The sequence below is a fragment of the Mycolicibacter acidiphilus genome, from assembly GCF_018455725.1.
Classification (GTDB): Bacteria; Actinomycetota; Actinomycetes; order Mycobacteriales; family Mycobacteriaceae; genus Mycobacterium; species Mycobacterium acidiphilum.
On the sequence record NZ_JAHCLR010000010.1, the window covers coordinates 32,838 to 51,852 of the forward strand.

Below are 19,015 nucleotides of genomic sequence, written 5' to 3' on the forward strand. Positions count from 1 at the left end.
ACGCGCCCTCAGCGCACGAACTTCTCCAGATACGCCCGGTGCTCCGGGGACAGCCGCACCAGCTTCTGCTCGTCGATGCTGAACGCGGCCAGCTGAGTCTCGGCGATCACCGCCGGCTTGGAGTCCGGGGCGGCGTGCACCGAACGCACCTCGTAGCCGATGGTGAAGTCACACGCCCGCATCCGCTTCACCCACATCGTCACCTGCAGCGGCGAATCCGTCAGTCGCAGTTGCCCCTTGTAGCCGATCTGCACCTCGGCGATCAGCAGGCCCACCGTGGTGATGTCGACCGCGAACGCCGGCGACAGGAACGGCACCCGGGCCTCTTCCAGGACGGTGACCATCACCGCGTGGTTGACGTGCTGGTACATGTCGATGTCCGACCAGCGCACCGGAACCGCCGCGACGAAACCGGGCTGGCTCACGCGGCCCCTCCACTGCCGCTGGACCGGGTCATGCTGCGAATCTGTCGCGCCGCCACCGACAGCGCGGCGAGATCCCGCTGGTCGGACTCGTAGATCTGCGTCAGCGTGCGCCGTGCTCGTTCCACCCGCGACCCGTTGGTCGTCTCCCACTCCGTGATCTTCTGCATCCCGTCCTCGTCCGGCTCACCGACCGCCAGCACGTCCAGGCACAGCGACCGCACCGAATTGTAGATGTCGTCCCGGATCGCCAACCGCGCCAACGCATGCCACCGGTCGTCACGGGGCAGATCGGCCACCGCCGTCAGCAGCCGGTCGGTGCTGAGCCGGTCCATCAGCGCGAAGTAGGTGTCGGCGACCTCGACGGCGTCCCGGTCGGCGATGTCGGCGATGTCGATGATGTCGAGCAGGCTGTAGCGGTACAGGCCGGTTGCGACATCGACCGCGAGGTCGCGCGACACACCCTGGGCGGCGAACTCGCCGACGTGCTGGGCGACGATGTCCGCGTCGTCGCCGCGCAGCCATTCGGACATCCGCGGCGCGAGCCGGCCCACCTGTTCGGCGAACCGGTTGATCTCGGCACCGACCGCCAGCGGCTGCGGCCGGTAGTTGAGCAGCCACCGCCCGGCACGGTCGATCAGGCGACGCAGATCCAGCGTCATCCGGTCGCAGACCGCGACCGGCAGCCCGTCGCGCTCACCGGCGTCCCGGATCCGCCGCCACAGCCGCCCCACCCCGAAGATCGCGTCGGTGGCGACGTAGGCCCGCACCGCGTCGACGAAGCCGACACCGGCGTCCTCGGTGATCCGGTAGGCGTAGGTGATGCCGGCGGTGTCCACCACGTCGTTGATCAGCATGGTGGTGACGATCTCCCGGCGCAGCTGGTGCGTACGGATCTCCGGGCCGAAACGCTGCTGCATGGCGACCGGGAAATACTGCGGCAGCCGGGCGGCGAACACATCCTGGTCGGGCAGGTCGGTGGCCAGCACCTCCGCCTTCAGGCTGAGTTTGACGTGCGCCATCAACGTCGCCAACTCCGGTGAGGTCAGCCCCAGTCCAACCCCGGCCCGTCGGTTGATCTCCTTCTCCGACGGCAGCGCCTCCAGTTCCCGGTTGAGGCCGCGGTCGATGATGAGGTGTTTGATCTGCTCGGCGTGCACCGGCAGCAGGCTGGCGGCGTTCGCCCGGCTGGTGCCCATCAGGTCGTTCTGGGCGACGTTGTCCTCGAGGACCAGCGCGCTGACCTCGTCGGTCATCGACGCCAGCAGATCCGCCCGGTCGGCGGCGTCCAGCTTGCCGACGGTGACCAGGGAGTCGATCAGGATCTTGATGTTCACCTCGTGGTCGGAGCAGTCCACACCGGCGGAGTTGTCCATCGCGTCGGTGTTGATCCGCCCACCGGACAGGTCGAACTCGACCCGCCCCAGCGGTGTCACCCCGAGGTTGCCGCCTTCGCCGACCACCTTGGCGCGCACCTGATTTCCGTTGACCCGCACCGCGTCGTTGGCGCGGTCGCCGACGTCGGCATCGGATTCGTTCTCCGCCTTGATGTAGGTGCCGATGCCGCCGTTGAACAGCAGATCGACCGGCGCCCGCAACACCGCCCGGATCAGCGCGGGCGGGGTCAGTTCGGTGACGTCGTCGCCGAGGTCGAGCACCTTGCGGACCTGCGGGCTGACCGGGATCGACTTCAACTCGCGGGAGTACACACCGCCGCCGGCGCTGATCAGCGACTTGTCGTAGTCGTCCCAACTGGACCGGGGCAGGTCGAACATCCGCTGGCGCTCCACGAACGACCGGGCCGGGTCGGGGTCGGGGTCTAAGAACACGTGCCGGTGGTCGAACGCGGCCAGCAGGCGGGTGTGTTCGCTGCGCAGCATTCCGTTGCCGAAGACGTCACCGCTCATGTCGCCGACGCCCACCGCGGTGAAGTCCTGGCTCTGGGTGTCGACGCCGATCTCGCGGAAGTGCCGCTTCACCGACTCCCATGCACCCTTGGCGGTGATGCCCATCTCCTTGTGGTCGTAGCCGACCGATCCGCCGGAGGCGAACGCGTCGCCCAGCCAGAACCCGTAGGACTTCGCGACCTCGTTGGCGATGTCGGAGAAACTGGCGGTGCCCTTGTCGGCGGCCACCACCAGGTACGCGTCATCGCCGTCACGGCGCACCACCTGCGCCGGTGTGCTGACGGTCCGGGTGACGTGATCGACGTTGTCGGTGACGTCCAGCAGCCCGGAGATCAGCAGCTTGTAGCAGGCGATGCCCTCGGCGCGGGTGGCCTCCCGGTCGACGGCCGGGTCCCCGGTGGGCAGCGGCGGCCGCTTCAGCACGAAGCCGCCCTTCGCCCCGCCCGGCACGATCACCGCGTTCTTGACCTCCTGGGCCTTCACCAGTCCCAGGATCTCGGTGCGGTAGTCCTCGCGGCGATCCGACCAGCGCAGTCCGCCGCGGGAGACGAAGCCGAAGCGCAGATGCACGCCCTCGACCCGCGGCGAGTAGACAAAGATCTCGAATTTCGGTCGGGGTAAAGGTAATTCGTCGATCATCTCGGCGTTCAGCTTGATCGCCAGCACATTCTGGCCGCGCGCGGAATCTCCCCGGGTGATGAAGTAATTGGTGCGCAGCGTGGCCTGGATCAGCGACGCGAACGCCCGCAGCACCCGGTCGGTGTCCAGGCTGACCACCGCGTCGATGTCGGCGGCGACGGCGCCCGCCGCCGCCTGCGCGTCACGGCTGCGGGTGGTACGGGCCGGGTCGAACAGTGCCTCGAAGAGCACCACCAGCGACCGCGCCGTACCCGAATGCTCGTTGAGCACCGCGGCGATGTGGTTCTGGCTGTACGGAAAACGGGCCTGCCGCAGGTATTTGGCGTACCCGCGCAGCACCACCACCTGCTGCCAGGTCAGTCCGGCGCGCAGCACCAGTTCGTTGAATCGGTCCGCTTCGACCCGGCCCTCCCAGATCGCGGTCACGCCATCGGCGAATCGCTGCTCGGCGTCGTCGCGTTCGGCGCCGGTCACCGGGATCGGGATGCTCTGGTGCGGTGAGACTTTGAACTTGTAGATCCACACCTTCAGGCCGTCGGCGCGGGTGACGGTGAACGGCTGCTCCTCGATCACCACCACACCCATGCACTGCAGCATCGGCAACAGCTGGCTCAGCGAAGCGCCGTGCCCGCCGAGGAACCAGGTCAGCTGGGCGGCGTCGCCGTCGCCGTAGTCGGAGAAGACCAGCTTCACCGAATCATCGGTCAGTCCTTCGATGATCGCGATGTCGCTGATCGCCTCGTCGGGCGTGACGGCCTGCTTGTAGGTTTCGGTGAACGCCGCCGCGTAGTGCTCCGCCTGGGCTGATCCGATGGCGCCGGCCCCGGCCAGTTCGGTCAGCCGGTCCGCCCAGGTGCGGGTCGCCTCGGTCAGCCTCGCCTGAATGCGCACCCGGTTGGCCTCGGAGACGTCGACCGGGTGAGCGTCCGGGGCGTCGGAGAGCCGGACCATGAAATGCAGCAGCGCCCACGGTGCTTCACTGACCCGCGCGCTGTACTCCAGACCGGTCCCGCCCAACTCGGTGAGCAGGATGTCCTCCATCTGCAGCCGGACCGGCGTGGTGTAGCGGTCCCGCGGCAGGTACACCAGGCAGGACACGAACCGCCCGGTCCGGTCGCCGCGCAGGAACAGCAGCGCCCCGCGCCGGGATCCGAGGTCGGAGACCGCCATCGCCATCGTCAGCAACTGTTCGGCGCTGATCGCGAAAAGCTCTGAGCGCGGCACCGTTTGGATGATGTCCAGCAGCAGCTGACCGGGATGACCCGGCTCGTGCTCAGCCAGCGTCAACGCCCGGCGCACCGTGCGGGAGATGACCGGGATCTCGAACACGTCGGCGCTCATCGCCCCGGCGGTGAACAGCCCGACAAAGCGGTGCGCGACGATGTCGGCGCCGGTGTCCTCCCTGATCACCACGACGTAGGTGTGCGAGCTGAACCGCATGTAGCTGGGAACCGTCGCCTGCGCCAGCGTCAGCAGCTTGTCACCGGTCAGTCGCGGCCGGGTTGACCGGCGCAACTGCAGCACCCCGAGCCGGGCGGCCGAATCCACCAGCACCTGGCCGTCGCGCACCACCCCGCGCTGATAGCCGAGCAGGATGAAGTGTCCGTCAGCCAGCCAGCGCAGCAGCGCCGCGACGTCCTCCCGGTCCGGTGCACTGAAGTGCCCGTCCCGGTCGGCCTGCACGTCGGCGGCGAGCGTGCTCAGCTGGGCGGTCATCGCGGCGGAGTCGACCGCGACCTGCCGCACGTCGGCCATCACGTCGGGCAGCAGCCGCTCGGCTTCGGCCAGCACGCTCGGGCTGATCGACGGCGACAGCTGAACGTGGATCCAGGCCTCCGAGTCGCCCTGCGGTTCCGCCGATTTCGGCTCGACGCTGAGCAGCTCCCCGGTCGCACTGCGCCGCACGGTGAACACCGGGGTCATGATCCCCTGATAGGCCACGCCGAGCCGGTGCAGCAGCACCGCGACGGAATCCATCAGCATGCCCGCGTGGCCTGTCACCACTTGCAGCGCCGGACCGAACCCACCGGGGTCATCCGCCGGGTAGACCGCGACCCGGGTCTCCCCCTCGGGCCGGTGCCGGGCCAACCGCGCATGGGCGGCCAGCAGCGCCGGCGCCGGTGCCGCGACGGCAGCGCCGGCCGGGCGGATCAGCTCGACGTCCGACTCGTCGTCCTCACCCAGCGAATCGCTGTGCGGGCCGCGATAGGTGTCGACGTATGCCGCAGCGACCCAGGCCGGGGCGCCGGGCGGTTCCGGATCGGTGAACGGACCCCACGAGTTGGCTCCGTGTGCACTGATGGATCCCGGATCGACCGTCATCCGACCCCTCCTGACCAACGCCAGTTCCGGCAGCAGCCGCTACCGGCCCAACACTAGTCGCGGGTGAGGCGGCGGTGGGTGACTCGATGAGGACGGGCCGCTTCGGCGCCGAGTCGCTCGATCTTGTTCTCCTCATAGGCACCGAAGTTGCCCTCGAACCAGAACCACTTGGCGTCGTTGTCGCCATCGCCCTCCCACGCCAGGATGTGCGTGCAGGTGCGGTCCAGGAACCACCGGTCGTGGGAGATCACCACGGCGCAGCCCGGGAACTGTTCGAGCGCGTTCTCCAGCGAGCTCAACGTCTCGACGTCCAGGTCGTTGGTCGGCTCGTCGAGCAGGATCAGGTTGCCGCCCTCTTTAAGGGTGAGCGCCAGGTTCAGCCGGTTGCGCTCACCACCGGAGAGCACGCCCGCGGGCTTCTGCTGGTCGGGCCCCTTGAACCCGAACGCCGAGACGTAGGCCCGCGACGGCATCTCGTTCTGCCCGACCACGATGTGGTCCAGCCCGTCGGAGACCACCTCCCAGACCGTCTTCTTCGGGTCGATGCCCCCGCGACTCTGGTCGACGTAGGACAGCTTGACCGTGTCCCCGACCTTGACGATGCCGCTGTCCGGCTCCTCGAGTCCGACGATGGTCTTGAACAGCGTGGTCTTGCCGACGCCGTTGGGCCCGATGACGCCGACGATGCCGTTGCGCGGCAGCGTGAACGAGAGATCCTTGATCAGCAGGCGCCCGCCGAAGCCCTTGTCCAGGTGCTCGACCTCGACGACCACGTTGCCCAGCCGCGGCGGGGTCGGGATCTGGATCTCCTCGAAGTCGAGCTTGCGGGTCTTCTCCGCCTCGGCGACCATCTCCTCGTACCGGCCCAGGCGAGCCTTGTTCTTCGCCTGCCGAGCCTTGGCTCCCGAGCGCACCCAGGCCAACTCATCCCTGAGCCGCTTCTGCAGCTTCTGGTCCTTCTTGCCCTGGACTTCGAGGCGCTCGGCCTTCTTCTCCAGGTAGGTCGAGTAGTTGCCCTCATACGGGTAGGCCCGGCCGCGGTCCAGCTCCAGAATCCATTCGGCCACGTTGTCGAGGAAGTAGCGGTCGTGGGTGACGGCCAGGATGGCGCCCTTGTAACTCGCCAGGTGCTGCTCGAGCCAGAGCACGCTCTCGGCGTCGAGGTGGTTGGTGGGCTCGTCGAGCAGCAGCAGATCCGGCTTGCTCAGCAACAGCTTGCACAGTGCGACCCGCCGACGCTCACCACCGGACAGGTGGGTGACGGGCTCGTCGGGCGGCGGGCAGCGCAGCGCGTCCATGGCCTGCTCGAGCTGGGAGTCGATATCCCACGCGTCGGCGGCGTCGAGCTCCTCCTGCAGGCGGCCCATCTCCTCCATGAGCTCATCGGTGTAGTCGGTGGCCATCAGCTCGGCGACCTCGTTGTACCGGTTGAGCTTGGCCTTGATCGCGACACCGGCCTCGACGTTCTCGCGGACCGTCTTGGTCTCGTCGAGCTCCGGCTCCTGCATCAGGATGCCGACGCTGGCGCCGGGCGTCAGCAGTGCGTCGCCGTTGTTCGGCTGGTCCAGGCCGGCCATGATCCGCAGCACGCTCGACTTGCCGGCGCCGTTGGGGCCGACGACGCCGATCTTGGCGCCCGGCAGGAAACTCAGCGTGACGTCGTCGAGGATGACCTTGTCACCGTGCGCCTTGCGGACCTTCCGCATCGTGTAGATGAACTCAGCCATGCCGCGATGTCGCCTTCCCAGGAACGGATTGTGTGCCGCCCATCCTAGGTAGTGCCGAAACCGCGTGGTCACGCGCATCTATCCCGGCCGCAGGGTGCCGCGCTGCCCTATGCTGAACCGGTCTCGGCGGTGTGTCCACCGCACCCGCGGGGCGACTGCACACGAAGCGGGAGAACGACACTGTGCCGATGCCCGACTCCGACGTCGCGACCGGCACCGATCCGTTCGTGCGACGACGCCCGCGGTCGCGGGTGTGGCGGGAGCGGCTGCCGACGGTCGCCGCGGTCAGCGTCGGCGGCGGGATCGGCGCCGCGGCCCGCTACGGGGTGCAGCTGCGCTGGCCGGCACCGGCCGGCACGTTTCCGTGGTCCACGCTGACGATCAACGTCACTGGGTGTGCGCTGATGGGCCTGCTGATGGTGGCGATCACCGAACTGTGGGTCGGGCACCGGCTGCTGCGACCACTGCTCGGCACCGGCATCCTCGGCGGGTACACCACGTTCTCGACGTTCGCCGGTGAGGTCGACACCCTCACCGACACCGGCCACCCGATCCTCGGCCTGCTGTATCTCGTCACCACCCCGATCGTCGCCCTGCTGGCGACCTGGACCGCTGCCGCCCTGGCCCGACGACTGCTCATCAGGAGGACGCCATGACCCACCTCACCGGACCCGCGCTGCGCCTGACCGTGTATGTCGGCGAGAGCGACACCTGGCACCGCAAGCCGCTCTACACCGAGATCGTGCACCGCGCCCAGCGGGCCGGGCTGGCCGGTGCGAGTGTGTTCCGCGGCGTCGAGGGCTACGGCGCCTCCTCCACCATCCACACCACCCGGCTGCTGTCGATGTCGGAGGACCTCCCGGTCTCCGTCGTCGTCATCGACTCCCCCGACCGCATCCGCGCCTTCCTGCCGCAGTTGGACGAACTGATCACCGAAGGGCTGATCACCCTCGACGAGGTCGAGGTCGTTCGTTACACCGGGCGCGGAGACGACCAACCGTGACGTGGCTGATGGTGATCGCCGGCGCGGCGGTGGGGGCACCACTGCGGTATCTGACCGATCAGTTCGTGCAGTCCCGGCACGGCACGGCCTTCGCGTGGGGCACGCTGACCGCGAACGTGCTCGGCAGCCTGGCACTGGGGCTGCTCACCGGCGCCGTCGCCGGGATCAAGGGTGCCGACCCGGTGCTCGCCGACCGGCTGGATCTGCTGATCGGCACCGGTCTGTGCGGGGCGTTGACCACCTACTCGACGTTCTCCTACGAGACCCTGCAGCTCACCCGCAGCGGCGCCCGGCTGTACGCGCTGGCCAACGTCGCGCTGACGCTCACCGCGGGGATGGGCGTCTACTACGCCGGGACCGCGCTGGGCCACGCCGGGTGGGCCTGACCCAGCCGGACCCTGCTCAGGCGGCGGACTCCGTCAACTCGTCGTCGGGCACCAGGCCGTCCTCCGGGTCGCCGGGCACGTCCTGCGACTGCTCGGCGGGGGTGACCGGCGCATCGGGCCCGGCCGGCACCAGCTTCTCCACCCGCGCCACGCAACGCGCCAGGTCCGGTCCGACGGCGGTGGCGCGCATCTCCAGCGCGGAACGCCGAACGCCGTCCCGGTCCTCGTAGTCCCGGCTGTGCACGTTCCCCGTGACGACCACCGGCGAACCCTTACGCAGCGACGCGCGGACCCCGGTGACCAGCCGGCCCCAGCAGCTGACGGAGACGAACAGCGAATTGCCCTGCTCCCAGTTGCCGTCGGCGCCACGGCGACGAGAGTTGCTGGCGACCCGGAAGTTCATCACCTCCTGCTGGCCGACGACGCGGCAGATCGGATCGTTAACGATGTTGCCGACCACGGTCAGCGCTGTCTCGAACATTGCTCATTCCTTCCCTGGCGGTACGTCGGTGTGCTCACCGGCGCAGCACCATTGCGCCGCACGCCGCCGACAATCCGGTCACGCGAGCAGGCCGCAGCAGCGGCAGTTGGGGAAGAACTCAGCTCTGGGGATAACCCACCGGTGATCGGCGCGCGGCGCGGATCAGGCGCCCGCCGGCTTGACGACGGTGACCGGCGCATTCCAGCCCGACAGCGTCATCTGCACCGCGTCCTCCTCGGTCGGCGCCAGGGTGGCCCGCACCAGTTGGTGGTCGCCGTTCTCCTGGATCCAGACCGTGGACGAGACCTTCTTGGTGGCGTCCAGCGGTGGCACGACCTTGTTCGCCGCATCCGCCGTCACCTTGCCGACGATCCGGATCGTCTGCTGGCCGTCGATCGTCTCCCGTGCCTCGGCCTTGGGGTCGACGAAATCGGTGAGCAGATTGGCCAGCCCGGTGTGCGGGTTGAGGATCGAGACCACGTCGGAAACCTTGGAGGCCGGGCCGTAGTCGTGCCAGGCACCGCCGGGCAGCAACGCGTAGAGGTGGCCGCCGAACACCACGAAGTCGATGTCGACGCTGGCGCCCATGATCATGATGGTGGCCTTGCCCTTGGCCGCGGTGCTCGGTTCGTTGGTCACGTCGCCATCGAGTGACTTGATCGACATCGCCTCGATCTTCCCGGTGACGCCGAGCACCAGGTGCACGCTTTTCAGGTTCTTGGTGGCAGTGCTGGACTGCTTGAGCAGTGCCGCGGAATCCGGCAGCGGCCGCCCGGCCAGGTTCGACGCCGAGGTCGACGGCGCCTGCGATGGCGAGCAGGCGGTGGCCGGGGCCGCAACGGCGCTCGTGAGAGCGATCACAGCCAGGAGCCTGCGCATGCCGAACATCGTAAAGGCACCGCCTCTCATCGAAATCACGGCAACCCCCGTGGGACCAGCGCCGCTGCGGGGTTGCGCTACGGTCGTCCGGTGGCCACCACCAGCCGACAGGCCGGCGATGAACCCACCCGCCGAGCCACCTGGGCACGCGAGGACATCCGGGTCACTGACCCTGTCGCGCTGCGTCGTTCGATCGTCGGCACCGCGATCGGCAACTTCATGGAGTGGTACGACTTCGGTATCTACGGCTTCCTGGCCACCACGATCGCGCAGGTCTTCTACCCTACGGACAGCTCCAGCGCGGTCGGCCTGATCGCCACCTTCGGCACGCTGGCCGCGGCATTCGCCGTGCGCCCGTTCGGCGGGGTGGTCTTCGGCGCACTCGGCGACCGGATCGGGCGCAAGAAGGTGCTGATCATGACGGTCACGCTGATGGCCGTCGGGACCACCGTCACCGGACTGCTGCCCGGCTACGAAAGCGTCGGGATCTGGGCGCCGGTGCTGCTGATCGTCACCCGGGTCCTGCAGGGCTTCTCCACCGGCGGCGAATACGTCAGCGCCATGACCTACGTCAGCGAGCACGCCCCGGACCGCAGCCGCGGCGCGGTGGCCGGGTGCCTGCCGCTGGGCACGCTGGGCGGATATCTGGTGGGCGCGGCGGTGGTGACCGTGGTCCAGACCCAACTGCCGGTCGCCGACATGCTCAGCTGGGGTTGGCGGATCCCCTACCTGCTGGGCGTCCCACTGGCGGTGGTCGCGCTGTACATGCGGTTGCGGATCGAGGAGTCCCCCGCCTACGAGCAGATGACCGAGAGCCGGCAGCCCGGCGACACCGAACTGAGCCCGTTCCGGCAGACGATCACCCGGCACCGCACGGCGTTGCTGATCACCATCGGCCTGGTGCTGGCGGAGAACGTCACCAATTACCTGCTCACCGGGTACCTGCCGACGTATTTCAAGCAGGTCGGGGCGATCAGCGGCGGTCAGGGGCTGACGATGATCGTGGTGGTGCTCGCCATGATGCTGCTGGCGGTCGTCTTCGTCGCGAAAGCATCCGACCGCGTCGGGCGCAAGCCGATCATGTGGCTGGGCTGTGTGCTGCTGATCGCGGGCTCGATCCCGGCGTTCCTGCTGATCCGGTACGGCGGCGGCTATCCGGTGAGTCTGCTCGGCGTGATGATCGTCGGGGCGGCACTGCTGTGCTTCAGCGCGACATCACCGTCGACGCTGCCGGCGCTGTTCCCCACCAACGTGCGCAACTTCGCCGTGGCGATCGCGTTCAACATCTCGGTTTCGCTGTTCGGCGGCACCACTCCGCTGATCGTCGAGACCCTGGTGGCCGGCACCGGGAACGTGATGGCCCCGGCGTACCTGCTGATGGCCGCCGGGCTGATCGGCGCGGTCACGGTGTGGTTCACCCCCGAGGTCGCCGGCAAGCCGCTCCCCGGTTCCGGTCCTTCGGTGGCGACGGAGCAGGAAGCGCTCAGCCTCGTCGACGTCGCGGGCTGACCTACCGGTTCAGCGCCGACGGCGGTTCAGCGGGATTGGTGCTGCCCGGCGGCGTCCCGGCGGGCCACCTCCGCCAGCATCGCGTTGTAGGCCGCCAGTTCGGCGTCGTGGTCACGGTCCGCGCCACGGTCGTAGCGTCGCGCGACCCGCCGGTCGGAGCGCGTCCACTGCACCAGCAGCGCGATCATCACCACCAGCAGCGGCAATTCGCCGGCCGCCCAGGTGATCCCGCCGCCGAGGTGCTGATCGCCGGCCAGGTCGGTGTGCCAGGGCAATCCCAGCGAACCGTAGAACCAGCCGCCGAGCACCTTGGGCATACCCATCAGGAACACCCCGAAGAAGCCGTGCAGTGGCAGCGACGCGAAGACGACGGCCAGTTTCGCCAGCGGTGAGATCGGCTTCGGTGTCGGGTCGATCCCGATCACCACCCAGTAGAACAGGTACCCGCTGAGCAGGAAGTGGACGTTCATCGCGACGTGGCCGGCATGGCTGCCGACGATCGAGTCGAAGATGGTCGAGAAGTACAGCCCGTAGAACCCGACGACGAAGATCACCGCGGCGACGATCGGGTTGGTGAGGACCTGCGACACCCGGCTGTGCAGCGCGGCCAGCAGCCACTCCCGCATGCCCGGCGGGTCGTCGTGGCCGGCCGCCGGCAGCGCCCGCAGCGCCAGGGTGGTCGGTGCGCCGAGCACCAGCAGGATCGGCACCAGCATCGACAGCATCATGTGCACGACCATGTGCATGCTGAACATCGCCGGCATGTAGCGTCCGGTCCCCGACGAAGTGGCGAACAGCAGCGTCGCGCAGCCCAGCAGCCAGGCCGCGGTGCGCCCCGCCGGCCAACCGTCGCCGCGGCGGCGCAGCCGCAGCACACCGGCGACGTACACGGCGGCCAGCACCAGCGCCGCGGTCCCGAAGATCACGTCGAAGCGCCAGTCGAACAGCACCCGGGCCACCGTCGGTGGGCCCGCGAAGTCGTAGCCGATCTTCACCATCGGGATCGACGGGTTCAGCACCGGCGGCGGTGGCGGCGGGGTGCGGCCCAGCCCGACCGCGATCCCGAACGTGATCCCGAAGACGACGGCCTCGACCAGGGCCACCCGGATCAGCGCACCGCGCGCTTCCGGGTCGGCCTGCAGCGCCGCGACCCCGCGCCGGCGTTGCTGCCAGCCGGCGACGCCCAGCAGGCCCAGCGCGACGGTCTTCGCGATCACCAGCCGGCCGTACGGGCTGGTGAACAGTTCGGCCGGGGTGATGCGCACCAGCGCGTTGAGCACCCCGGACAGCCCCATCGCCACGAAGCACCACAGCGCCACCGTCGAGAAGCGGCGCGCCGCCAGGTCGGCGTGCGCACCGCCGCGCAGGGCGTGCACCAGCAGCGCGAGCAGCCCGCCGGCCCACAGCGCCCCCGCCAGCAGGTGGATCAGCAGGCTGTTGGTGGCCAGGTCGTGGGATCCGCCGGCAGCCGAATGGCCCGTCAGCCCGAGCGGGATCAGGGTGAGCAGCGCGCCACCGAGCAGCACCGGGGTCCACGACCAGCGCAGCACCAGCCGGCTCACCAGCGTCACCACCGCCGCCAGGATCGCCGTCCACCGCCACGCCGAGGCGGTGTCGATGAGACCGGCCAACTGCCACGTCGACACCGGGTCCAGGTGCTCGATCAGCGAGTGGCCCGAGACGTCGGAGATCGTCAGCGGCACCAGCAGGGCCGCGCAGACCGCCCACGCGCCGGACGCCGCAGTGCCCAGGCGCAGTGCGCGATACCCGGCGGCGTCCAGCACCCCGCTGCGCTGCGGCGGCACCAGGAAGGCAGCGAACAGGAACGAACCGACGGCCAGCGCGGCCGCGATCTCCCCGGCGGCCCGCACGAACGGCAACCCCAGCGTCGTCACCGGGCCGGGATCGGGCAGGCCCGTCGCGGTCAGCGCCGAGGCCAGCGCCAGCGCACCGATCCCCGCAGCGGTGGCACCGGCCAGTGCGGCAACACCCACCAGCAGAGCCGGCGTCGCAGCGCGCCCACCGGGGGCCGAAGTCGACGTCATGTGCTCCAGCGTATGGTGCCCGCTTCAGCGACCGCCAGCACGCCCGACTCGGCGTCCGCGCTACCGGCCGCGGGCGCGCCGCCGCTCCTCGCGAGCCTCGGCCTCCCGCGTGTTGAACTCCCGACGCGCGATCCGGGCGATGTGGTCCGAGTCCTTCAGGATGCGCCGCAGTTCGTTGCGGAACTCCGCCCGGCGCTCCTGCAGGTGCGGCCCCGACTCCAGCAGGCCCTGATCGGCGACGACCTGCCGCGCGGTGGCGAACAGCAGGGTGGACACCGATTCGCTGCTGCGGATTCTGCCCTGCGCGACGTGCTGTCGCCCGACGCCGAGCGCCAACTGAGTCAGCTCGGTCTCACCGATCTGATCGGGCGCATCCCGCAGCACATCGGCGACGATCTCGTAGGCCTCGAAGAACACCCGCAGCATGACGTCCGACATCAGTAGGCGCTTCTGTGAGAGCAGCGTGTCGATCCCGGCTGGGCCCGCGGCGACGCGCGATTCCCAGTCCGGGAACCACGACATCTCCTCGGCGATGTTCTCCCGGAACGTGGCCGAGTCCGCGAAGTAGAAGTCGAACTTCAGCAGATCGCGCAGCCGCATCGCCTGATCCCAGAACGCCGCGACCCGGTCGCCTTCGGTGCGCCCGGCACAGGCCAGCGCGAGTTCGATGATCGACGCCTCCAGGAAGGCGTGGATCACCGAGTTCCGGTAGAACGACGCGGCGTGTTCGTTCTCCGGCGCGATCCGCCACACCGGTTGCCGGCCGCCGTCGACCCGCGTCACCGGATGCCCGTTGGACAGTGCGTCGACCGCGGCGCGCACCCCGTCGCGGGTGCGCAACCGCAGCGCGCTGTTGGAGATCGGGGTCTGCTTGCGTTCCAGGTAATCCAGGCCATCCTGCAGCGAGTGGTGAATCTGATCCAGCGTCAACGCAAGGCCGTGGGTGGTGAGCAGCAGCGCCGACACCAGCCCGGTGGCGTTGATCGGCGTGGCCCGCAGAATCCGCCAGGCGACTTCGAACGACATCTTCTGCAGCGCCAGCCTTTTCGCCGCCTCGTCCTGGGCCGCCTCGCCGTGCGGGGCGCCGAGGTACTGGCGCATCGACACCGCCTCCGGGAAACGCACGTAGATCTTGCCGTAGTTGCGTTCACCCTGCGCCTTGATGAACCGGTACAGCCAGCCGATGCCCTCGGGCGTCTTCTCGCCGCCGCGGGCGTAGTCGGCGTACTCGGTGGTCTCGTGCAGCTGGTCGAAGCTGATCGAAACGCCTTGCAGCAGAACGTCATCGCTTCGGCCGTCCAGGTAGGCGTCCGCGACGTAGCTCATCAGGCCGAGCTTGGGGGGCAGCATCTTCCCGGTGCGCGACCGGGTGCCCTCGATCGACCAGCTCAGGTTGAACCGCTTCTCCATGACGTAGCCGACGTACTCCCGGAGCACGTACTTGTACAGCGGGTTGTTGCCGATGCTGCGCCGGATGAAGATGACGCCGGAGCGGCGCAGCAGCGGCCCCATCAACCCGAACGACAGGTTGATGCCGGCGAAGACGTGGATCGGCGGCAGTCGGTTCTCGGCCATCGCGACCGGCATCACCGCACCGTCGATGTAGGAGCGGTGCGAGAACAGCAGCACCGCCGGGTGGTTCTCGAGCGCGGTGCGCAGCGCGGCGACCTGGTACTCGTCGTAGTCGATGTCCTGGTCGAAGCCGCGGCTGAGCATCCTGGTCAGCACACCGACCAGGTCCACCGAGGCCCGACTCCACCCGGTGGACAGTTCGTCGAGCATCTTGCCGGCCTCGTCGACGGTGGCGCCCGGGATGTTCTGCAGCCCGTCCCGGAACCGGGCGGACGCCAGGATCTCCGGCTTGACCAGCCGCGGCGACTTGTACTGCGGCCCCAGGATCCGGTATTCCGCACGCTCCAGCGCCAGCGCCGCGCGCCGGGTGACGTAGTGCGCGAAGTCGCGCGGGTTCTCACCGACGGTCTTCTCGCTCCACTGCCGGCGCAGGTCGGCGACCGTCGCCGGTTCGCCGGTCACCACCCGCGCCAGCGCCGGGTTCGTGCGGATGATCCGGCGCTGACGACGTTCGTTGGGCTGGTAGGGATTCCACCCGGGCAGCAGGGCGGCGATCCGGGACGGTATCGAGGCCTCGGCGGGCGGCATCCAGAACACCCGCAGCGGCATCACCAACCGGTTCTCATCGTGCTCGAGCGCGGCGACCAGTTGCGCCATCTCCGCCGGCGACGGATCCGCCGACGGCAGTTGCAGCACGTCGACGTGAGCGCCCGCGTGGTCGGCGCGGTAGCGATCCAGCCAGCCTCTGATCTGTCCGGTCTCCACCGACGACGACACGATCGCCAGCACCAGCAGGTCGCCGGCCGCGGTGTGCGGCGACGTGTCGGCGTTCGACGCGATGCTCACTGCCCCGCTTTCGAACCGGAGACGCCTTCCCGGGCGGCCCCTTTCGCAGGCGGCTTCTTTACGGGGGCCTTCTTCTTCGCCGGCGCCTTCTTCGCGGGCGCCTTCTTGGCCGTCGTCTTCTTCGCCGGCGCCTGCTTCGCGGGTTCCGGCAACCCGTCGACGGGCCAGTCGGCCAGGGTGTCGACGTACAGGTCGCGGATCTCCGCGATCCGCTCGTCGAGGTTCTCCACCGTCCAATCGTCGACCGAGATCGCCGGGAACACCGCGACATCCACGGTGCCGGGGTTGGCGATCATCGAGTCGCGGGCCGCGATCACCTCGGCGTTGCGGATCACGATCGGCACGATCGGGATACCCGCCGCCATCGCGATGCGGAACGGCCCCTTCTTGAACGGCCCCACCGTGGTGGTGTCGACCCGGGTGCCCTCCGGGGCGATCACGACCGAGAGTCCCTTCTTGGCGCGTTCCTCGACCTCGTGCAGCGACTCCACCGCCGCCGCGGGATCATCCCGGTCGATGAAGACCATCTCGGTGAGCTTGCCCAGCGGACCGGCGATCGGATCCTTCTCCAACTCCCGCTTGCCGACGCTGACCCAGTTGTCGCGCACCAGCGACGCCGCGATCAGCGGGTCCACCTGGTTGCGGTGGTTGAACAGGAACACCGCCGGCCGCTTCGCGGTCAGGTTCTCCCGCCCGATCACGTTGAGGTGCACGCCGTTGATGGTCAGCAGCAGGTGCGGGAACGTCGACGTGAAGAAGTTGACGCCGCGCCGGCGGCTGCCGCTGAGCAGACCCCAGCTGACCGCGCCGGCGCCGGCCGGCAGGATCGAGCCGAGTCCGGCCAGGTTACGCAGCTGCCCGACGATGCCGCTGCCCCGGCTGCTGAAGCGCAGGATCGGCCAGCCGCGCCGCCGCGCGACGGCGGCCATCTTGCCCTCCGGGTTGGTCGGCCGCGGATTGCCGACCAGATGCATCAGTGCGACGTCCTCGTCGCCGTCAGCGTAGAAGTAGCTGTCCTGCAGGTCGATTCCGTGTTCGGCGGCGAACTTCTGCACGGCCGCCGCCTTGCCCCTCCCCCACAGGATCGGCTCCACCACCTCGCCGGTGAGCACGCCGTCGGCGTCGGTCTGGAACGCATTGGTGAGCGTGTTGGTGATGCCCAGGAACCGGGCGACCGGTTCGACCTGAATCGTCAGCGCCGAGGAACTGAGCACCACGGTGTGCCCGCGGGCCTGATGGGCCCGCACCAGTTCGCGCATCTCCGGGTAGATGCGCCCGGCGATCTTCTGCACGAACAGTCGCTCCCCGATCTCATCCAGGTCGCTGAGCGAGCGGCCCCGCAGCGCCGACGAGGCCGTCGTGATCAGTTCCTCGAACTCGATGCGGCCGAGTTGGTGGTTGAGCCCGGCCTGGATCAGACCGACCAACTCCCCCAACCCCATGTCGCGGTTCCGGAACCGCTCCCGGGTGAGGATGATGCCGGTGAAGCCGGCCACCAGGGTGCCGTCCAGGTCGAAGAACGCGCCGATCTTCGGTCCGGGCGGGCTGGCGACGACCTCGGCCACCGAACCGGGCAGACGCATGTCGCGCGGCGGCGCCGGTCGTTTCTCGTCGGAGGTCTCAGCGGTCATTGTGCGTCGCTTTCTGCAGTGGCCCGCGCCGACGCGAACGACGCCGGAACACAGTGCGGTGCGGGGTCGCCGGCCAGTGCCAGCACTTCGTCGAACGCGCCGACCAGACATTCGGCGAACAGTTTCTCGTCGCGCACCGCGGCGCGGTCATAGCGCACGGTGATCGTGCACTCACCGCCCCGGGAGATCAGCACCACCATCATCGCCACCCCGGGCAGCGGGCCGATTCCGTAGTGCCGCAACACCTTCGCCCCGGCGATGTAGGTCTCACCCGGGTAGAACGCCACGTTGCTGGCCTGGACGTCGGCACCGACCACCGACCCGGTCAGTTGTTCCAGGACGGGCGTGGGGAACACGGTCAGAACCGGTGCGATGGAACCGATCAGATCCATCGCGGGCTCTTCACGCCGCTGGGTCATCTGGGTGCGGATCCGTTTGATCCGCTCCACCGGGTCGACGACCCCGACCGGGGCGGCCAGGTTCACGCCGGTGAACCGGTTGCCGCCGGCAGGGTCCGCCTCGGCGCGCAGGTTCACCGGCACCGCCATCGGCACGGTGGCGATCGGCACGCCGAGCGCCCGGTGGTAGCGGCCCAGCGCCCCGGACACCGCCGCCAGGTAGGCGTCGTTGATCGAGCCGCCCCCGGCCTTGGCGGCGCGGTGCAGGTCGGCCAGTCGGATGTCGAGCGCCTCGGTGCGGGTGCTGAGGCTGCGCCGTTTCAGCAGCGGCGACGGGTCGGCGGCCTGGCTGACCACCCGCGCACCCGAGCGCAGGTAGTCGATCGCCCCGGTCACCGTCGACAGCGGATCACGCACGGTGCGCGTCGCCATCCCGAGCACGCCGATCAGCGCGTCCCGGGTGCCCCCGAGCAGCGCCCCGGGCAGATGATTGATCCCGTCACGCATCAGGTCACCAGGTGACAGGTCCTGCGGCACCGGCTGCGGCGGCAGCTGCCGGGCCGGTGGGTTGCGCTCCAGGTCGTAGATCTGGCCGAACATCGCCGCACCGCCGACACCGTCGGTGACCGCGTGGCTCAGATGCAGCATGGTCGCGGCCCGGCCGCCGGCGAGCCCCTCGACCAGGGTCGCGGCCCACAGCGGGCGGGACACGTCCAGCGGCGACTGCAGGTTCACCTCGGCCAGGTCGAGCACCTCGCGCAGGCCCCCGGGCTCGGGGACGCGAATCCGGCGGACGTGGAAATCCAGGTTGAAGTCCGGGTCCACCACCCAGCGCGGCGCCGCGGTCGGCAGCGTCGGCACCACCACCTTCTGCCGCAGTCGCAGCACCCGGCGGGAGACGTTCTCGAAGACGGCGCGGAACCGTTCCCAGTCGGGGGTGGTGTCCAGCAGTTCCACGCCCATGATTCCGGAACGGGTGCGCGGGTTGGCCTCACCGCGATGCATCAGATAGTCGACGGCGCCGAGTTCGGTGGGCAGACCCGCGGCGTCGACGAGCTCACCCACGACTGCCACCCCGGCACGACCGGCGGCCCCCGCCCGCCCGATCCGTCGACACTGTCACCACTCGCGCCTCCTGTTCACAACCCGTCACGAGCACCATTCAACGCTAGTTGTTCGCCCGCGGTACCGCCTGTCGATTGTCCAGATCCGGACGCCGGTCGGCAAAACGAAATTGTCTGCTGGCCC

At 69.2% G+C, this 19,015-nt stretch carries 13 protein-coding genes; 4 read left to right on the plus strand and 9 right to left on the minus strand.

Translation table 11 applies throughout. The annotated features are described in order from the left end of the window. Positions 1–8 precede the first annotated feature (8 nt). From KIH27_RS07500 to ettA, 3 genes are read right to left on the minus strand one after another with little or no spacing between them, the layout of a single operon-like run. Entirely contained in the window at positions 9–425 is a 417-nt protein-coding gene (locus KIH27_RS07500) for an acyl-CoA thioesterase (RefSeq protein WP_307856809.1), read from the minus strand. Beyond that, complete coding sequence (locus tag KIH27_RS07505) at positions 422–5,290, minus strand: NAD-glutamate dehydrogenase (RefSeq protein ID WP_214092318.1); 4,869 nt, start codon at positions 5,288–5,290, stop codon at positions 422–424. The genes KIH27_RS07500 and KIH27_RS07505 overlap by 4 nt, the downstream gene beginning before the upstream one ends. 53 nt (positions 5,291–5,343) lie before the next feature. Further along, complete coding sequence (gene ettA / locus KIH27_RS07510; RefSeq protein ID WP_214092319.1) at positions 5,344–7,017, minus strand: energy-dependent translational throttle protein EttA; 1,674 nt, start codon at positions 7,015–7,017, stop codon at positions 5,344–5,346. A 188-nt stretch (positions 7,018–7,205) separates the two neighbouring features. Between ettA and KIH27_RS07515 the strand changes: the two genes are divergently transcribed. Genes KIH27_RS07515 through KIH27_RS07525 form a run of 3 tightly spaced genes read left to right on the plus strand, consistent with a single transcriptional unit; the run spans position 7,206 to position 8,406 of the window. Further along, positions 7,206–7,673: a fluoride efflux transporter FluC gene (locus KIH27_RS07515; protein WP_214092320.1), complete on the plus strand. Its 468-nt coding sequence runs from the start codon at positions 7,206–7,208 to the stop codon at positions 7,671–7,673. Then, positions 7,670–8,020 (plus strand): DUF190 domain-containing protein, encoded by a 351-nt coding sequence (locus KIH27_RS07520; RefSeq protein ID WP_214092321.1) that lies wholly within the window; start codon positions 7,670–7,672, stop codon positions 8,018–8,020. Before KIH27_RS07515 ends, KIH27_RS07520 begins: the two co-directional genes overlap by 4 nt. Beyond that, entirely contained in the window at positions 8,017–8,406 is a 390-nt protein-coding gene (locus tag KIH27_RS07525; RefSeq protein WP_214092322.1) for a fluoride efflux transporter FluC, read from the plus strand. Before KIH27_RS07520 ends, KIH27_RS07525 begins: the two co-directional genes overlap by 4 nt. A 16-nt stretch (positions 8,407–8,422) precedes the next feature. On the opposite strand, the gene ssb is transcribed toward KIH27_RS07525, so the two are convergent. Continuing rightward, a complete protein-coding gene (gene ssb, locus KIH27_RS07530) occupies positions 8,423–8,887 on the minus strand; it encodes a single-stranded DNA-binding protein (RefSeq protein ID WP_214092323.1) in 465 nt (154 codons plus the stop codon). A gap of 162 nt (positions 8,888–9,049) precedes the next feature. Next, on the minus strand, positions 9,050–9,766 hold the full coding sequence (locus tag KIH27_RS07535) for an LppX_LprAFG lipoprotein (RefSeq protein WP_372451322.1): 717 nt from the start codon (positions 9,764–9,766) through the stop codon (positions 9,050–9,052). A 180-nt stretch (positions 9,767–9,946) separates the two neighbouring features. Here KIH27_RS07535 and KIH27_RS07540 point away from each other — a divergent pair, with 180 nt between their 5' ends. Continuing rightward, complete coding sequence (locus tag KIH27_RS07540; protein WP_214092364.1) at positions 9,947–11,275, plus strand: MFS transporter; 1,329 nt, start codon at positions 9,947–9,949, stop codon at positions 11,273–11,275. 26 nt (positions 11,276–11,301) lie between these two features. On the opposite strand, the gene KIH27_RS07545 is transcribed toward KIH27_RS07540, so the two are convergent. Genes KIH27_RS07545 through KIH27_RS07560 form a run of 4 tightly spaced genes read right to left on the minus strand, consistent with a single transcriptional unit; the run spans position 11,302 to position 18,832 of the window. Beyond that, entirely contained in the window at positions 11,302–13,320 is a 2,019-nt protein-coding gene (locus tag KIH27_RS07545) for a bifunctional copper resistance protein CopD/cytochrome c oxidase assembly protein (RefSeq protein WP_214092325.1), read from the minus strand. Between the two features lie 60 nt (positions 13,321–13,380). Beyond that, entirely contained in the window at positions 13,381–15,732 is a 2,352-nt protein-coding gene (locus KIH27_RS07550) for a glycerol-3-phosphate 1-O-acyltransferase (RefSeq protein WP_214092365.1), read from the minus strand. A 2-nt stretch (positions 15,733–15,734) separates the two neighbouring features. After that, positions 15,735–17,369 (minus strand): HAD-IB family hydrolase/lysophospholipid acyltransferase family protein, encoded by a 1,635-nt coding sequence (locus KIH27_RS07555; RefSeq protein WP_214092326.1) that lies wholly within the window; start codon positions 17,367–17,369, stop codon positions 15,735–15,737. Continuing rightward, positions 17,366–18,832 carry a wax ester/triacylglycerol synthase family O-acyltransferase gene (locus tag KIH27_RS07560; protein WP_214092327.1) on the minus strand — a complete coding sequence of 489 codons (1,467 nt, stop codon included), beginning with the start codon at positions 18,830–18,832 and terminating at the stop codon, positions 17,366–17,368. Before KIH27_RS07560 ends, KIH27_RS07555 begins: the two co-directional genes overlap by 4 nt. Positions 18,833–19,015 lie beyond the last annotated feature (183 nt).